Raw genomic sequence first — 16,951 nt, 5'->3', positions numbered from 1 at the left:
GAACGTCAGGATCCTGAGCCATACGACGACGTCCTTGGCTCTGGATCCCAGCTTTTGCTGGGATGACGGACGTGATTGATACTAGGCGCCGACCAGTAGCACTCGGCGGCGTATTACTCTTCGCCGAACCCGGTCGGGATCGCCCGACGACCGAAACCACCGCCGGCGGCCGGCTTGCGGGCGACGATCGGATTGGCCTCGCGCTCCAGCAGCGTCAACGTCTCGATAAACAACGGTCGCAACTGGACGATATGCTCCAGCGCCTCGTCAGGCGTATCCTGCATCTCCACGCAATCGCGCGCGATGACCTCGATCGCCTCGGCAAGATCGGCGAGCGGCTCGGCGCCGAACTGTCGCGCCTCGCCCTTCAGCGTGTGCGCCGGGATTACCATTGCCGCGGCGTTCAAGGCGCGCATCGCCGCCTCGATCGCCGCAACCGACTTGACGCCGTCCTCGCGAAAATACCCGAGGATGCGGCCAAATCCTGCACCCAACTCGGTGCGCGCCTGCACGAACGCCGGCCAATTTATCAAGGTGCTTCCCTCAAACGACACTGCCGCCTTCTCCCGTTAAGCAAATAGCGCCATAAAGGTCAGGGCTGTATCATACCCCATCCAGGTAAACACAGTGTTGTCATATTAGACGCAAGTTATGACGAAGGTTTGGGTAAATTCATCCAAAACGATCTCTATCGTCGCATTGGCCGACGCAGCGACGGCCGCGAGTTCGGTCGGCGCCTGCGGATCGTCCGCCAGGACCTCGACCCTCCGCGCGCCGTCACGCAGGGCGCGGGCTAGCCGCACCGCCGGCCAGGGGCAGCGCATACCCCGGGCGTCGATGCGGACCATATCGGACGCCGCCGCTTAATTGCCGCCGCCGCCCCTGCCATTGTCGTCGTAGGGGTTCTTCGGCGCGCGGAACATCAAGCGGACGGGGACTGCGCCGAAGCCGAGGTCCTTGCGCATCGAATTGACGAGGTACCGCTCATAGCTCGCCGGGAGCTGATCGACGCGTGTGCCGAAGATGACGAAGCTGGGCGGACGCGTCTTGACCTGCGTGACGTAGCGCATCTTGATCCGCTTGCCGCCAGGGGCCGGCGGCGGGGTCGCCTCGATCGCGCGCTCGAACCAGCGATTGAGCTCGCCGGTGCCGACCCGCTTGGACCAGGCGTCGCGCGTATCGAAACAGGCCTGCAGCAACTGGTCGATGCCCTTGCCGGTCGCCCCGGACACGGTCATCACGGTGACGCCCTTGACCTGGGACAGGCCGTCTTCGAGCGCGCGCTTGACGCCGTTGAACAGCGACGAGGCGCTCTCGGCGACGTCCCATTTGTTGAGCGCGATGACGAGCGCACGGCCCTCCTGGAGAACCTTGTCGGCGATGCGGAGATCCTGCGCCTCGAGGCCCAGCGTGGCGTCGAGCAGCAGCACGACGACCTCGGCGAAGTCGACTGCGTGGAGCGCGTCCTCGACCGACATCTTCTCGAGCTTATCCTGCACCTTGGCGCGCTTGCGCATGCCGGCGGTGTCGATCAGGCGGACTTTCCGCGCTTCGCCGCCGGTCGGGTGCCAGTCGTAGTCGACGCTGATCGAATCGCGCGTGATTCCGGCTTCAGGGCCGGTGATCATGCGGTCTTCGCCGAGGATGCGGTTGACGAGCGTCGACTTGCCCGCGTTCGGGCGGCCGACGATCGCGAGCTTCAGCGGGCCTTCATACTCGTTGTCGGGCTGTTCCTCGGGCAGCTCTTCCTTGCCTTCGAGCAGCGGGAGCAGGCCTTCGAACAGGTCGCCCATGCCCTCGCCGTGCTCGGCCGAGAGCTGGACCGGGTCGCCGAAGCCGAGCGAGAGCGATTCGAGGATGCCGTCTTCGCCCGCGCGACCTTCGGCCTTGTTGGCGACGAGGATGACGGGGACGTCGGCGGTGCGGAGCCAGCGGGCGATCTCTTCGTCGAGCGGCACGATGCCGGCGCGCGCGTCGAACAGGAACAGCGCGACGTCGGCCTGCGCGACGGCCGCCTCGGTCTGCTGGCGCATCCGGCCTGGGAGCGTCTGCGCATCGTGATCTTCGTAGCCGGCGGTGTCGATGATGCGGAATTCGAGGCCGATCAGCGACGCGTCGCCTTCGCGGCGGTCACGCGTGACGCCGGGGCGATCGTCGACCAGCGCGAGCTTCTTGCCGACGAGGCGGTTGAACAGGGTCGACTTGCCGACATTTGGGCGGCCGACGATCGCGACCACAGGGAGTTTGGACATGGCAGGCCCTTAGCGCGGGAACGCGCTGGCGTCACCTAGTCCCTCGCCCCGCTGGGAGAGGGATGGAGGAGCCGCGGGCGACGGAGGGGAGAGGGGGAGTTTGGGCCGGGTCCCGAGCCCCACTCCCCTCACCCTTCCCACCGCAAGCGCGGCGGGCCCCTTCCCTCTCCCCGGCGGGGAGAGGGAGTCGACGTCACCTGTAGGCGGTGACCTTGCCCTTCTGGTCGAGCGTGTAGAGCGTCGAGTTCGCCACGATCGGGGGCAGCGAGAACGGCGTTTTCGTCTCGATCGTCGAACTCACCGTGCCGTCGGTCGGCGAGACGAAATTGATCTCGCCGCGCGAGTTGGTCAGGATCAACCGGTTGCCGGCCAGGATCGGGCCGAACCACGTGATCGCGTTGCTACGCTTCTTCTCGTTCTGGAAGCGCGGCAGCTGGGCGATCCAGCGGGCCTTGCCGTTCGAACGCGACAGGCAGACGAGGCGCGCGTCGTCAGTGATGACGAACAGCCATTCGCCCGCGATCCACGGCGTCGAGATGCCGGCGAAGTTCTGCTCCCAGAGGCGCTGGCCGGTCGACAGTTCGAGCGCGACCATGCGACCACCCTGCCCGACCGCATAGACGCGACCGCCGTCGATGACCGGGGCCGCGTCGATGTCCGACAGGCTGGATACCGACGTGGTGACCGAAGTGCGCGACAGCGCGTCCTGCCACAGGATACGACCGTTCTCGTAACGGTATGCGCTGAGTTCACCGCTCGAGAAGCCGGCGACCACGGTGCCCTGGCTGACCGCGGGTGCCGCGACGCCGAACACGCCCTGCGTTTCGAGCGTGCCCGACTGGACCCACTGGACCTTGCCGTCGGCCTGGTTGAGCGAGAAGACCTGGTTGTCCTGCGTAAGGACGTACACCGCGCCATTGGCGACCGTCGGCGAACCGCGGAGCGGTCCGCCCGGCTTGGCACGCCAAAGGATCGCGCCGTCGGCTGCGTTCATCGCAACGACATCGCCGACTCCGTCCGTGGCATAGAGCTTGCCATCGTCATAGCTGACGCCACCGCCGAAACGGACCGTCTTGTTGAGCTTGCCTTCGGTGATCCCGGCACTCCAAAGCGCCGCGCCGGTGTCGGCGGCGAACGCGTGGATGGTCGCGGTGACGTCGGTCACGAACAGCTTGTTGTCGGCGACTACCGGCGCAGCGCCGAGCCGCTCTCGATTCGAACCGCCATTGATCGAAGCCTGCCACGCGCGCTTGGGCTGTTCGCCGAGCGCGAGCTGGCCCATCGACTTGGCGGGGTTGCCGCCCGGCTGGGCCCAGGCGTCGTTGACCGCGGGCGCCGGCAGCAGGACCTGGACGTCGGCGATCGTCTTGTCGGTCTCGACCTCGTTTTCGGAAACGAGGATAGACACACGGTCACCGACGGTCGGCGTCTTCTTCACGCTACCCTTGAAAATCCCGCAACCGCTGAGTGCAACCAGCGCGGCGACGGCGACCGTCACCCGATATGTCTTCATCATTGCGCCTTGGTATCCTCGTTAGATGCGGCCGGGGTGATCACCCTGGCAGTAGCTCCAGTGCTGGCAGCAGCGTCCACACCCAATACGCCAGCCATCTGAACCGCGCGTTGACGGATCGTCTCGGGCACGCCGGTATCACGCGCGATCTGGCCGAACAGCGTGCCCGCCTGCTGGCGCTGGTTCATGCGGAGATAGGAGATCGCGACCATCTCGCCTGCGCTGCCGAGCCATGCGCCACCGGGCACCGCCAGCGGGCGGAGGCGCTCGACGACGACCTGCGGCTTCAGCGTGTCGAACTCGGCCGAGGTCTGGCGGACCAGCGCGAGATCGCGGAACGGCTTTGCCAGCGACGTATCCGCCGCAATCGCGCCGAGCTTGGCGGCGGCGCCTTTCAGATCATCCTTCTGAAGAAGGACGTCGGCCTGCGTGAACAGCGCGAGCGCGCGGTAGCCGTCGCGGTTCGACTTGGCGAGTTCGGCGAGCGGCTTCGCGGCAGCTGCGGCGTTGTTCGCGCCGAGCGAGTCGTAGGCAGCCTGCAGCTGCTCGCCCTCGACGCCGGCAGCCTCGCCATTGTGATGCTGCCAGTAGAGGAAACCGGCTAGTGCGGCGAGTGCCGCGACAATAGCGACCCCGACCCAGATGCCCCAGTTCGTCCAGAACCCGGCGAGCTGGTCGCGTCGCAGTTCTTCGTCGACCTCACGCAGGAATGCTTGATCGGTTTTCGGCGGGAGGGCCAAGGAATACTCCGGAAATAGTGAGGGGGTGGGCGGCGCGGACCTTAGCCGCGCCGGAACCGAAACGGAAGCGGATCAATCCTTGGGTGCGTAGACCTGCTCGACGCCCGGAAACGCGCGCGATCGGACGTCGTCGGCATAGGTCTGCGTCGCGGACGAGATCGTGTCGGCAATGTCCGCGAACCGCTTCACGAACTTGGCCGTGCGGTCGAACATCCCCAGCATGTCCTCGGTTACCAGCACTTGGCCGTCGCACCGGGCCGATGCACCGATGCCTATCGTCGGACAGGCGATGGTGTTGGTGATCTCGATCGCGATCGGCTCGACCACGCCCTCGATCACGAGCGAGAACGCGCCAGCTTCGGCGATGCTCTGTGCGTCGGCGACGATCTTGGCGGCTTCCTCTGGCGTGCGACCGCGGGCACCGTAGCCGCCGAGCACGTTGACCGCCTGCGGGGTGAGGCCGACATGGCCCATCACCGGGATGCCGCGCTCCGTCAGGAACTTGACGGTAGGCGCCATCGCGGTGCCGCCTTCGAGCTTTACCGCCGCGGCTCCGGTCTGTTTCAGCAACCACGCCGCGCTCTCGAACGCCTTTTCGGGCGAGGCCTCGTAGCTGCCGAACGGCATGTCGATCACGACCACCGCGTGATAGCTGCCGCGTACCACCGCCGCGCCATGCGCCGCCATCATCTCCAGCGTGACGGGGACGGTCGAGGGCAGCCCGTAGATCACCTGCCCCAGGCTGTCGCCGACGAGCAGCATGTCGCAGTGCGGATCAAGCAACTGCGCCGTTCGCACGGTGTAGGCGGTGAGCATGACGAGTGGTGTCTTGCCCTTCTGGCGACGGATCGTGGGGATCGTCAGTCGCTTGAGCGGCGCAGGGGTCGGATTGGCGCGACTCGTCGCGGTGTCGAGGGTGTAGGTCGTGGACATGGGAACGCTAGTAGCGTGCGCGTCGGTGCTCGCCCAGTGTCGCGCGCATCAAACCGCCCAGCCCTTCTGTCGCGCATGGCCGACGAGCCAGAGCGTGAATGCGGCGACCGCGACGATCACGAAGGGCAAGCCGAGCGTCTCGCTTGCGCCCTTGTGCGCGACGATGTCGGTCGAGGCGAACAGCCAGCCGAACTGCGCGATCGTCGCGACCAGCGAGGCGATCAGGAACGGACGGGCGGTAGCGCGCCGCATGAACAGCAGGATCGCGCCGACCAGGCCAGTGAGGACCGCGAGCGCGAACAGCGGATCGTACCAGTCCGGCAACGCGGCATGGAGCGCGCGGTCATAAGCGCTTGCCTGCCCCATGGCGTCGGCGCCGAGCCTGAGCTGTTGCACGCACATGAAGCATCCGACGAGTCCCCACAGAACGAGGAACCCCGTCGTCATCCTGAACCATAACGGCCCCTGTCGTACGAAGAACATGCCGCCTCCCCTGAAACTTCAGGTCTGCGAGCGTGCGCTCACGGCGACGTTCCGGCAATAGAGAGCGACAAGATGACGGAGCCGCGCGCCGATCCACTCGGACATACGTGCCGGACCGGAAAGAGATCGGGAGCTTCCGACTTCGATCTCCATCCGGCTTCGGCTCATGGACTATGCACTTTTCACATGAACGTGCGGTTAGCGCATTCAGAACGAAAACTTGATCGTACCGCCCCAAGTCTGCGGGTCACCCAATTGCGCGGAGATCAGCCCGGTATTGCCCGGCGTCACAGCAAGCGATTCGAAATAGTCCTGATCGAAGGCGTTACGTACCCAGCCGAAGATGTCGAACGTCTGGGTGCGGAATCCTGCGCGGAAGTTCTGGATCGAATAGCCATCGACGTCGGTGTAGATCGACCGCGAGGCGTTGGACGAGAATTTCGAGCGATAGTTCGCGTCGTAGCCGGCATAGGCCTGCCCATCGCGGCCGAAGACCTGGGCGGGCAGATTATATTCGCCGCCCCAGGAAAACGCCCATTTCGACACGCCGGGCAGCCTGCTGTCCGAGACGTCGCAGTTCGCTGGGCTGTTCGCGCCGGGCGTCGCGGGGGCACCGACCGCCGTGCCCGTACCGCCGCCGGCGAGTTCGGGCGGGCAAGGCGCGTTGGTGAACTTCACGAACTTGGCATCGGTGAACGCGCCGCTGACGTACGCGCTGAACCGGTCGCTCGGGCGGACCGAGAAATCGCCCTCGATGCCCCGCGTGCGAACCTTGTCGGCGTTGGCGAGGTAGCCGCGCAGGACGTTGCTGCCGCTGACGTTGCTGATGACGCTCGCCTGGAAGTCCTTGATCTCGGTCCAGAACGCCGAGAGATTGAACGTCGCGCGGCGATCCCAGAACTGCGTCTTCAGACCAAGTTCGAAGTGGTCGACCTTCTCCGGCTCGATAACGGCAACGTCGAGCTGCGGAAGCCCGTTCGCCTGGCTCGGCACGCCGTTCAGGTTGACGCCGCCCGTCTTGAACGACTTCGCATAGGTCGCATACGCGTTGATATCGCGTGCGACCTCGTAAGCGAGGTTGAGATCGTAGGAGAGGTTCCAGGCGCTGTAGGGCACTTCGAAGAATTGCGAGGCCTGCACACCGCGTTGCGCTGCGGTCCAAGGATCGGTGTAGGACGGGCTGGTCGGATCGTTGCTGACGATCTGGCGCGTGCCGTTCGAGGCGGTGCCGACCACCACCGAATCGTAATAGCCGCTCTTCTTGTCGTAGTTGACGCGGATCCCCGGCGAGACGGTGAAGCGATCGGTCAGCTTCCAGTTCAGCTTGCCGAATGCTGCCAGGCTCGTGTTGTCGAGCCGGATGTCGTTGGTCGCGATGACGCCGTTAAGTACGGCCGGATTGTTCGACAGCGCACTGCTCGGTGCGAGCAGCCAGGCGCTGGCGGCCGTCCCCGTCTCCTGGACCCCGCTGGTGCGGATCTTCTGGTTAAACGCGAACCCGCCGAGCACGAAATTGAGGCGGTCGCCCTCGTAATTATAGCGGAGTTCCTGCGTGTACTGGTCCTGCTTGGTCGGGTTGTTGACCCTGGTGTAGATCGGCAGGCCGGTGAAATCGCGATCGTTCTTCGGACCCCAGTCCCAATAGCGCCACGCGGTGACCGAGGTCAGCGTGCCGGGCCCAAGATCCCATTCGACACGCGCCGACGCACCGCCATGTTCGTTGCGCGCAGCGATATCGGCGTCGAGATCGGTCACGCGGTCGAACGGATCGGTGCTGGGAACGCGGTACCCCGGAAACCGGGCGATCAGGGCGGCATATTGCCGGTTGAGCGCACGCTGGGTCGTGCCGACCCGCGCATAGGTCTGCACGCAGCAGATCGGGTTCTGAAGATTGTAATCGCCCGACAGCGTGATGTTCAGGGTATCGGTCGGCTTCCAGAGAAGCGATCCGCGAATGCCGAGATTGTCCTGCGAATTGACGTGCTGGTTCGTGGCGACATTGTAGATCGTGCCCCGGCGATCGGTGTTCGACACGCTGATGCGCGCCGCGAGATTGCTGGTGATCGGACCGGATACCGAGGCCTTGCCCTGCTTGAAGCCGTAGTTGCCGAGCGAAATCTCCGCCTTGCCCTCGAAATCGAAGCTGGGCGCGCGTGTCGTTATATTGATCGCGCCGGCGGTCGTGTTCTTGCCGTACAGCGTTCCCTGCGGTCCGCGCAGCGTCTCGATCCGCCCGACATCGACGAAGTCGAGCGTCGCCGACGCGATCCGATTGTAATAGACCTGGTCGATATAGATGCCGACGCCCTGCTCGAACCCGTCGTTGGTCAGCCCGAACGGCGCACCGATGCCGCGAATGTTGATGAAAGTGTTGCGCGGGTTGGTCGAATAGAATTGCAACGTCGGCTGGAGCTGGGTCAGCCGGTTGATGTTGTAGATGCCCTGCGCCTCGAGCGTCTTGCCGCTGGTCACCGAGATCGCGACCGGCACCTGCTGCACGTTCTCCGCACGGCGGCGCGCGGTGACCAGGATATCGCCGCTATTCTGATCGGCGTCGGGTTCGGCTTTCGGCTCGTCTGCGATCGGCTTCGCCACGGGGGGCGTTGGGTCCGATACGGCCGTCGGCGTAACGGCATGACCGGCGAGCAGCAGCGCGAGCGTAAGCGACATTCTTGATTCCCCCAGAACTTCGAGCGTAAACTCTACTAATCCGGGGGACATTCAATGCGAGCATGTCTTGGGTGATGGAAAGCGCGGCTTGTTTGGTGCTCCCGAGAGTGGAGCATCATCCAACCACTTCGTCACCCCGGGCTCGTTCCGGGGTCCACGGCGCCGCAAACTCACGTCTCTCGATTGCGCGGAACGGTGGATGCCGGAACAAGCCCGGCATGACGTAGGCCGTCAGAACAGGCGGCTCTGCTTGACCGCGGCTTGGATGAAGCTGGCGAACAGGGGATGCGGATCGAACGGCTTGGACTTCAGTTCGGGGTGGAACTGGACACCGACGAACCAAGGGTGGTCGGGGCGTTCGACAATTTCCGGCAACGTGCCATCCGGGGACATGCCGGAGAAGACAAGACCGCCTTGCTCCAAGGCTTCCTTGTACCCCGTGTTGACCTCGTAGCGGTGACGATGGCGTTCCGAGATGTCGGTGCCGCCATAGATCGACGCCACGACGCTGTTGCCGTCGAGCTTCGCGTCGTACGCGCCGAGCCGCATCGTGCCGCCCATGTCGCCTTCCGCGGCACGTGTTTCGAGGCCTTCGCGGCCCATCCATTCGGTGATCATGCCGACCACCGGTTCGTCGGTCGGGCCGAACTCGGTCGACGAGGCATTGGGGATACCAGCGAGATGGCGTGCGCCCTCGACGCAGGCCATCTGCATGCCAAAGCAGATGCCGAAATACGGGATCTTCCGCTCACGCGCGAACTTCACGGACGCAATCTTGCCCTCTGCGCCACGCTCACCGAACGCGCCGGGGACGAGGATCGCGTCACAGGGTTCGAGCTGGCCGGCGATGTCGCTCTCGGCGTTCTCGAACAGCTCGGCGTCGATCCAGCGGACGTTGACCTTCACGCGATTTGCGATGCCGCCGTGGACCAGTGCCTCGTTGAGCGACTTGTACGCGTCTTGGAGGCCGACATATTTGCCGACCACGCCGATCGTGACTTCGCCCTGAGGGTTGGTCAGCCGGTCCATGATCTCGGCCCAGCGCGACAGGTCGGGCGCTTCGGCGGGTTCGATCCCGAATGCGCGAAGCACTTCGATGTCGAGGCCTTCGCCGTGATACTGGAGCGGCACCGCGTAGATGCTTTTCGCGTCGAGCGCTGGGATGACCGCGCTGGCGGGGACGTTGCAGAACAGCGCGATCTTGGCGCGCTCCGACGGCGGCAGCGGGTGTTCACAGCGGCAGACGAGGACGTCGGGTTGCACGCCCAAGGCCGCCAGTTCGCGGACCGAATGCTGGGTCGGCTTGGTCTTCAGTTCGCCGGCGGCGGCGATGTACGGCACCAGCGTGACGTGGATGCTGATCGCGTTGCCGCGACCTTCCTCGTTCTTGAGCTGGCGAATCGCTTCGATGAACGGCAGCGATTCGATATCGCCGACAGTGCCGCCGATCTCGCAGAGCACGAAATCGATGCCGTCGGTCTCGGCACGGGCGAACGCCTTGATCGCGTCGGTGACGTGCGGGATGACCTGCACCGTGGCGCCGAGATAATCACCGCGACGCTCGCGCGTGATGATCTGCTGATAGATGCGGCCCGAGGTGACATTGTCCGACTGGCGCGAGGGAACGCCGGTGAAGCGTTCGTAATGGCCAAGGTCGAGATCGGTCTCGGCGCCGTCGTCGGTGACGTACACCTCGCCGTGCTGATACGGCGACATCGTGCCGGGATCGACGTTCAGATACGGATCGAACTTCCGAATCCTGACGGTATACCCGCGTGCCTGGAGGAGAGCGGCAAGCGATGCCGCCATGAGACCTTTACCGAGCGACGAAACCACGCCCCCGGTTATGAAAATGTACCGAGCCATGGGAAGAGTCTCGTAGCGTGTGTTGGGGACGAACGACAAGCGCCCGCGGATCACGCGGGGCGCATTAATCGGCGAATGGAGTGTTTAGTTGGCTAGCGGGACCGCGCCGTTATCGGCCGGAGCCGTGGTACCAGCGGGAACGCCGGCGTTTTCACCGCCACCGGCGAACGGCGCTGCGTCACCCTTGGGTGCAGCAGTCGGAACCGAAGACGCTGCTGCCGCCGGAGTGCGGGCGAGCGAGGTGTCGATCGTGGTGGTGCGATGATTCGCCGCCAGCACCGCGAGCAGGATCGAGAACAAGACGAACATCGTCCCGAGAACGCCTGTTGCACGCGTCAGGAAATCGGCAGCACCGCGTGCCGACATCAGCCCCGAGGGACTGCCGCCCATGCCCAGACCGCCGCCTTCCGAGCGCTGCATGAGGATCACCGTGACGAGGGCGGCCGCGATGATCGCGTGGATGACGAGCAGAAAGGCGAACATTGCGCGGAAAACCCCGGAACTTTTGCGAAGGCGCGCACATAGGCGACGTCGCGGTTTCGATCAACCGGGCGATCGACCGCGGCGCTGGCTCCGCATATCGCAAGCCAATCGCAAAACTACGGAAACATGGCGTCCGGGCAGCGTTATGAACCCGTAATGACGCTCATGACTGGGTATCGTGCATATAAATTCAGATGGCGGATCAACGCTGTGGCATCAATGGCAGCCAATACCTTATCGACCTGGATGACCGCTCTGGTGGATTATGTCCGCTCGGGCGAACCCGATCTGACCAATCGTCAGATGGCATTGCTCCTGCTGGTTTATCTCAAACCTGGGCCGCATACGGTGCGCGGCCTCGCCCGTGCGCTGAACGTATCGAAGCCCGTCGTCACGCGCGCCTTGAACAGATTGGGTGCCCTCGGCTATCTGCGCCGGCAACGCGACGACAGCGACAAGCGCAACATCTTCGTCGCGCGCACGACCGAAGGGGCAGATTTTCTTGAAGAGTTCGGGCAATTCATCGGCGACGGCCCCGCCCCCAACGATGCTGGCGCCGGCTCAAACGGCCTTACCCCCGCTCACGCTTGAGCCATTCGACGACAAGGCCCGCATGAGTTTCTCGCTGACGGGCCGTTCGGTGGATCTGGACCCGCGCACGCATGCGGTTCGGCGCGATATCGCCGACATTCGGTTGGCCGAATACGTATTCGCTCCACACTATGCCGTGCCGATGATACGGGCCGTCGCGCGCACAGCTTTGTTGCGCAGTGGACGAGACGAAGCGAGCGATACGATGGTCGACCTCAACCCCGGCGACAGTTTCGAAGTGTTGGAGATTGCTGGCGTTTCCGCATGGGGCGTCGCGCGGCCAAGCGGCCTGGTCGGCTATGTCGAGGCTACGGCGCTCGATTTGCCGGCCGATCTGCCAGCGGACGTCGTGGCATGACCAGCGTCTTCATCGATGGCGCCGTCGGCACGACCGGCCTCGAAATCCGCGAGCGGCTTGCCGGACGGAGCGATATCTCGATCTCGTTGCTGCCTGAGGATCGCCGCAAGGATCCGGCGGCACGGCGCGAGGCCTTGAACGATGCCGATTTCGTCATCCTCTGCCTGCCCGACGACGCGGCACGCGAGGCGGTGGCCCTGATCGACAATTCGCGTACCCGCGTGATCGACGCGTCGAGCGCGCACCGCGTCGCTACGGGCTGGACCTACGGCTTCCCCGAACTGCCGGGTCAGGCCGAAAAGATTGCGAGCGCCGCTCGGGTCGCGAACCCGGGCTGTTATCCTACCGGCTTCCTCGCGCTCGTCGCGCCGCTGGTCTCCGCTGGGCTGATCCCCGCCGACCTGCCGCTGAGCATCAATGCGACCTCGGGCTATTCGGGCGGCGGCAAGGCGATGATCGCCGAGTTCGAGGCCGGTGGCGCGACGACCGCCTTCCGCGCCTACGCGCTCGGCCTTGCCCACAAGCACATTGCCGAGATGACGCAGCATGCCGGCCTGACCCACGCGCCGATATTCGCGCCCGCAGTGGCCAATGCCTATCGCGGCATGGTCGTCGAGGTGCCGCTGCATCTCCACGCCCTGCCCGGCCGCCCAAGTCTCGCGGCGATCGAGGACGTCCTGCGCGCTGCGTTCGACGGCTCGACGCTGGTCTCGGTAGCGCCCGGCGATCTCGGCTCGATCGATATCGAGGAGAATGCGGGGACCGACCGGCTGACGCTGCGGGTCTGCGGCAACGACGCGGTCGGCCATGCACGGCTGGTCGCGACGCTCGACAATCTGGGCAAGGGTGCCGGCGGCGCTGCGGTCCAGAACCTCAACATCATGGCCGGGGTCGACCCGGTCGCCGGCCTGGTTTTTTAGAACCGGCTAGTTTCAGGAGCTTTCATGCACCGTAATCCCGTAGCCAAGCTGCTCCTGTTCGGCGCGACCGGCGATCTCGCACAGCGCATGCTGCTGCCGTCGCTTTATGGCTTGCACGCCGACGGTCTGCTGCCCGAGGAACTGACGATCACCGGCGCCGCGCGTCATGAGCATGACGACGAGGATTACCGCAAGTTCGCCAAGAAGGCGCTCGACGAGTTCCTGCCCGAAGACCGCAAGGATGAGAGCGCGCTCGGGACGTTCCTCGACCGGCTTTTCTATCAGGCGACCGACCTGTCGGACCCGGCCGCGTTCCAGCCGCTGGCGGACAAGATCGGCGATATCTCGGGAGGTCTGGCGATCTACCTGTCGACCGCGCCATCGCTGTTCGAGGCCGCGATCGAGGGGCTGCACAAGGTCGGTCTCGCCGGCGAGACGGTGCGGGTCGGGCTTGAGAAGCCGCTTGGCTACGACCTGGAGACGAGCCGTGAGATCAACGACTCGGTGGCGAAGGCTTTTCCAGAGGATCGGACCTACCGGATCGATCATTATCTCGGCAAGGAAACCGTCCAGAACATCCTCGCGCTGCGCTTCGGCAACTCGTTCTTCGAGCCCGTCTGGAACGCGCAGGGGATCGACAACGTCCAGATCACAATCTCGGAGACGGTCGGGCTGGAGGAACGCGCGGGCTATTACGAGACTGCGGGTGCGCTGCGCGACATGGTCGCCAACCACATGCTGCAACTTCTCGCGCTGATCGCGATGGAGCCGCCGGCGCGCTTCGAGGGCACCGATGTCCGCGACGAGAAGTCGAAGGTTTTCCGATCGTTGCGGCTCATCAAGCCCGAGGAGGTGCCGCACGTCACGGTGACTGGCCAGTATGGCGAGGGCGCGGTGAAGGGGAAGTTCGTCAAGAGCTACTCCGACGAGCTGGGCCAGCCTTCGACGACCGAGACGTTCGTCGCGATCAAGGCGCATGTCGACAATTGGCGCTGGCAGGGCGTGCCGTTCTACCTGCGCACCGGCAAGCGCATGGCGACCCGCCGCAGCGAGATCGCGATCCAGTTCAAGGCGGTGCCGCATTCGATGTTCGCCGGGCGTGGTGGATTGCTACAGCCCAACATGCTGATCATCCGCCTGCAGCCGGAGGAATATATCCAGCTGCTGGTGATGGCGAAGGAGCCGGGCCTCGATCGCGAGGGCGTCCGTCTGCGCGAAGTGCCGCTGAACCTGAGCATGGATGCGGAGTTTGCGGGCTCGCGTCGGCGGATCGCGTATGAGCGGCTGCTGCTCGACCTGATCGAGGGCGACCAGACGCTGTTCGTGCGCCGTGACGAGGTCGAGGCGCAATGGACCTGGATCGACGCCATCCGCGAAGGCTGGAAGGCGAACGGGATGAAGCCCAAAAGCTATGCCTCGGGTAGCTGGGGTCCGTCTGCGGCGATCGCGCTGACCGAGCGTGACGGGGTGACCTGGCAGGACGACTAACCGTCACCCCGGGCTTGTTCCGGGGTCCACCGTGCAACATGAGCGCGGTGAATTTGGATAAGTGGATGCCGGAACAAGTCCGGCATGACGAATGGATTGATATATGACCGAAATCGAATGGTGGGATTACGAGGATTCCGACGAGCTCGCCAACGCAGTCGCGGGCGATATTCAGTTCGTCATCGAGAGCGCGCTCGACGCGCGCGGCTCGGCGGTGATCGCGCTGGCAGGCGGCAAGACGCCGTTCGCTGCATATGAGAAGCTCGCCCAGGCGAAGCTCGACTGGAAGAAGGTCACGATCATCCCAGGCGACGAGCGTATCGTGAAGCTCGGCGATCCGTTGTCGAACGTGACCGCGCTGGCGAAGATCTTCCTGCCCAAGGGCGCGCGCGTAAAGCCGATCGTTCCCGAGGCGATGTCGGACTACAAGGCGGCGGGCCGCTCGGCGGATGCGCTGATGCAGGACCTGCACTGGCCGCTCGACTTCTGCCTGCTCGGCATGGGCGGCGACGGGCATACCGCGTCGATCTTCCCCGGTCCCGATTACGACGAGGCGCTGAGCGGTCCCAAGGAACGCCGTGCGCTCGGCGTGATGCCCGACCCGCTGCCGCCCGAGGCGCCGCTGGCGCGTGTGACGTTGTCGGCTGCGGCGATCGCTTCGTCCAAGGCGCTGATGATCATGATCACCGGCGACGCAAAGAAGAAGGTTCTCGAGCAGGCGATCGAACAGGGGCCGTCGTCGTCCTACCCGATCGGCCGCGTGCTGGCCGAGGTCGAGCTGCCGGTCGACGTGCACTGGGCGCCGTGACCGTGCTGAACGCCGTCGTCTCCGCAGTTACCGACCGGATCATCGAACGGTCTCGCGACAGCCGCGCCGCCTACCTCGCGCTGATCGAGCGCGAGGCGGCGGCGCAGGTCCGGCGCCCCGGACTGGGCTGCGCGAATCTCGCACACGCCTATGCCGGGACCGAGGAGGACCGCGACGCGATGAAGGCCGATGCCGGCATGAACATCGGCATCGTCACCGCGTATAACGACATGCTTTCCGCACACGCCGTCTACTATCGATACCCGGAGCTGATGAAGGTTTGGGCTCGCGAGGTTGGCGCGACCGCACAGGTCGCAGGCGGCGTACCGGCGATGTGCGACGGCGTGACGCAGGGCTATCCGGGCATGGAATTGTCGCTGTTCAGCCGCGACACGATCGCGTTGAGCACGGCGATTGCCTTGTCGCACGGGACATTCGAGGGTGCGGCGCTACTCGGCATCTGCGACAAGATCGTGCCCGGCCTGCTGATGGGCGCGCTGCGGTTCGGGCATTTGCCGATGGTGCTGATTCCCGGCGGTCCGATGCCGACCGGCCTTCCCAACAAGGCCAAGGCGGCGGTCCGCGAGAAGTTTGCGGAGGGACTGGTCGCGCGCGAGGAACTGCTGGAAGCCGAGATCGGTGCCTATCATTCGAAGGGCACGTGCACCTTCTACGGCACGGCGAACACCAACCAGATGATGATGGAGGTCATGGGCCTCCACATGCCGGGCGCGGCGTTCGTTAATCCGGGCACCAAGCTACGCCAGGAACTGACGCGGGCAGCGGTGCACCGGTTGGCGAGGATCGGCGCGCGGGGCGATTCGTATCGGCCGCTCGGGCATTGCGTCGACGAGAAGGCGATCGTGAACGCCGCGGTCGGTTTGCTCGCGACCGGTGGCTCGACCAACCATCTGCTCCACGTGCCGGCGATTGCTCGCGCGGCGGGGATCATCATCGACTGGGAGGATTTCGACCGTCTTTCCTGCGCGGTCCCGCTGATCGCGCGCGTGTATCCCAACGGCTCGGCCGACGTGAACGCGTTCGAGGCGGCGGGGGGCATGCCCTATGTGATCCGCGAACTGCTCGGCGAAGGGTTGTTGCACGGCGATATCATGACGATCGGCGGCGAGGACCTGTCGGCGTACGCGAAGACCGCGGTCGTCGAAGGCGACACACTCGGCTGGCGCGATACGCCGGACAGCGGCGACGAGACGATCCTCCGCCCTGCCACTGCGCCGTTCTCGCCGGATGGCGGGATGCGGATCCTCGCGGGCAATATCGGCCGTGCGTGCATCAAGGTGTCCGCTGTTGAGCGCGAGCGCTGGATCGTCGAGGCCCCGGCGATGGTGTTCGACGATCAGCTCGACGTGATCGAGGCGTTCAAACGTGGCGAACTGGAGAAGGACGTCGTCGTGGTCGTGCGTTTCCAGGGGCCGCGGGCCAATGGCATGCCGGAGTTGCACAAGCTGACCCCTCCGCTTGGGGTGTTGCAGAATCGTGGATTCAAGGTGGCGCTGGTCACCGATGGGCGGATGTCGGGTGCGAGCGGGAAAGTGCCTTGCGCGATCCATTGCTCGCCCGAGGCGCTGCTCGATGGCGCGATCGGGTTGATCCGCGATGGCGACATGATCCGGGTGGACGCGGTCAACGGCAGGCTGGAAGCGCTGGTCGATGCGGATGTGTGGGCGACTCGCGAGATGGTCGCGGTTCCGCCACCGGTGAGCGGCATGGGCCGCGAGTTGTTCGGCATGTTTCGCGGGCTGGCGGACGAGGCAGAAAAGGGCGCATCGGCTATGCTGGCTGGGGCTGGGCTTTAACGCCCCGTCACCCCGGACTTGTTCCGGGG

At 65.0% G+C, this 16,951-nt stretch carries 16 protein-coding genes; 6 read left to right on the top strand and 10 right to left on the bottom strand.

The features are described from left to right. Nucleotides 1–113: 113 nt before the first annotated feature. From AC1MLZ_RS17835 to secG, 10 genes are all read right to left on the bottom strand, one after another. On the bottom strand, nt 114–533 hold the full coding sequence (locus AC1MLZ_RS17835; protein WP_480959648.1) for an Hpt domain-containing protein: 420 nt from the start codon (nt 531–533) through the stop codon (nt 114–116). Between the two features lie 105 nt (nt 534–638). Beyond that, on the bottom strand, nt 639–848 hold the full coding sequence (locus AC1MLZ_RS17830; protein ID WP_480959647.1) for a sulfurtransferase TusA family protein: 210 nt from the start codon (nt 846–848) through the stop codon (nt 639–641). Between the two features lie 15 nt (nt 849–863). Next, nucleotides 864–2,252: a ribosome biogenesis GTPase Der gene (gene der / locus AC1MLZ_RS17825; protein WP_480959646.1), complete on the bottom strand. Its 1,389-nt coding sequence runs from the start codon at nt 2,250–2,252 to the stop codon at nt 864–866. 193 nt (nt 2,253–2,445) lie between these two features. Further along, nucleotides 2,446–3,768, bottom strand: a complete 1,323-nt coding sequence (locus tag AC1MLZ_RS17820) for an outer membrane protein assembly factor BamB family protein (protein ID WP_480959645.1) — start codon at nt 3,766–3,768, stop codon at nt 2,446–2,448. After that, entirely contained in the window at nt 3,765–4,505 is a 741-nt protein-coding gene (locus AC1MLZ_RS17815; protein WP_480959644.1) for a tetratricopeptide repeat protein, read from the bottom strand. The genes AC1MLZ_RS17820 and AC1MLZ_RS17815 overlap by 4 nt, the downstream gene beginning before the upstream one ends. Nucleotides 4,506–4,577: 72 nt before the next feature. Further along, nucleotides 4,578–5,438, bottom strand: coding sequence for a 3-methyl-2-oxobutanoate hydroxymethyltransferase (gene panB, locus AC1MLZ_RS17810; RefSeq protein WP_480959643.1), 861 nt, complete (start codon nt 5,436–5,438; stop codon nt 4,578–4,580). Nucleotides 5,439–5,486: 48 nt separating this feature from the next. Further along, nucleotides 5,487–5,921 carry a hypothetical protein gene (locus AC1MLZ_RS17805; protein WP_480959642.1) on the bottom strand — a complete coding sequence of 145 codons (435 nt, stop codon included), beginning with the start codon at nt 5,919–5,921 and terminating at the stop codon, nt 5,487–5,489. Nucleotides 5,922–6,128: 207 nt separating this feature from the next. Continuing rightward, the gene (locus AC1MLZ_RS17800) at nt 6,129–8,591 is read right to left on the bottom strand and encodes a TonB-dependent receptor (protein ID WP_480959641.1); all 2,463 of its coding nucleotides are present in this window, start codon (nt 8,589–8,591) and stop codon (nt 6,129–6,131) included. Nucleotides 8,592–8,822: 231 nt separating this feature from the next. Beyond that, on the bottom strand, nt 8,823–10,457 hold the full coding sequence (locus AC1MLZ_RS17795) for a CTP synthase (RefSeq protein WP_480959640.1): 1,635 nt from the start codon (nt 10,455–10,457) through the stop codon (nt 8,823–8,825). 84 nt (nt 10,458–10,541) lie between these two features. Continuing rightward, nucleotides 10,542–10,940, bottom strand: a complete 399-nt coding sequence (gene secG, locus AC1MLZ_RS17790) for a preprotein translocase subunit SecG (protein ID WP_480959639.1) — start codon at nt 10,938–10,940, stop codon at nt 10,542–10,544. Nucleotides 10,941–11,186: 246 nt separating this feature from the next. Between secG and AC1MLZ_RS17785 the strand changes: the two genes are divergently transcribed. The 6 genes from AC1MLZ_RS17785 (at nt 11,187) to edd (ending at nt 16,922) form a co-directional block, all read left to right on the top strand. Continuing rightward, the gene (locus AC1MLZ_RS17785) at nt 11,187–11,531 is read left to right on the top strand and encodes a MarR family transcriptional regulator (protein WP_480961601.1); all 345 of its coding nucleotides are present in this window, start codon (nt 11,187–11,189) and stop codon (nt 11,529–11,531) included. A gap of 22 nt (nt 11,532–11,553) precedes the next feature. Continuing rightward, on the top strand, nt 11,554–11,889 hold the full coding sequence (locus AC1MLZ_RS17780; RefSeq protein WP_480959638.1) for an SH3 domain-containing protein: 336 nt from the start codon (nt 11,554–11,556) through the stop codon (nt 11,887–11,889). Next, on the top strand, nt 11,886–12,809 hold the full coding sequence (gene argC / locus AC1MLZ_RS17775; protein ID WP_480959637.1) for an N-acetyl-gamma-glutamyl-phosphate reductase: 924 nt from the start codon (nt 11,886–11,888) through the stop codon (nt 12,807–12,809). The genes AC1MLZ_RS17780 and argC overlap by 4 nt, the downstream gene beginning before the upstream one ends. A 24-nt stretch (nt 12,810–12,833) precedes the next feature. Next, on the top strand, nt 12,834–14,297 hold the full coding sequence (zwf, locus tag AC1MLZ_RS17770) for a glucose-6-phosphate dehydrogenase (protein WP_480959636.1): 1,464 nt from the start codon (nt 12,834–12,836) through the stop codon (nt 14,295–14,297). 103 nt (nt 14,298–14,400) lie between these two features. After that, complete coding sequence (gene pgl / locus AC1MLZ_RS17765) at nt 14,401–15,105, top strand: 6-phosphogluconolactonase (protein WP_132739130.1); 705 nt, start codon at nt 14,401–14,403, stop codon at nt 15,103–15,105. Beyond that, complete coding sequence (edd, locus tag AC1MLZ_RS17760; RefSeq protein WP_480959635.1) at nt 15,102–16,922, top strand: phosphogluconate dehydratase; 1,821 nt, start codon at nt 15,102–15,104, stop codon at nt 16,920–16,922. Before pgl ends, edd begins: the two co-directional genes overlap by 4 nt. The last annotated feature ends 29 nt before the right edge of the window (nt 16,923–16,951 follow it).

The sequence above is a fragment of the Sphingomonas sp. PEI4 genome, assembly GCF_056679955.1.
This window is presented reverse-complemented; position numbering and strand designations above follow the sequence as displayed.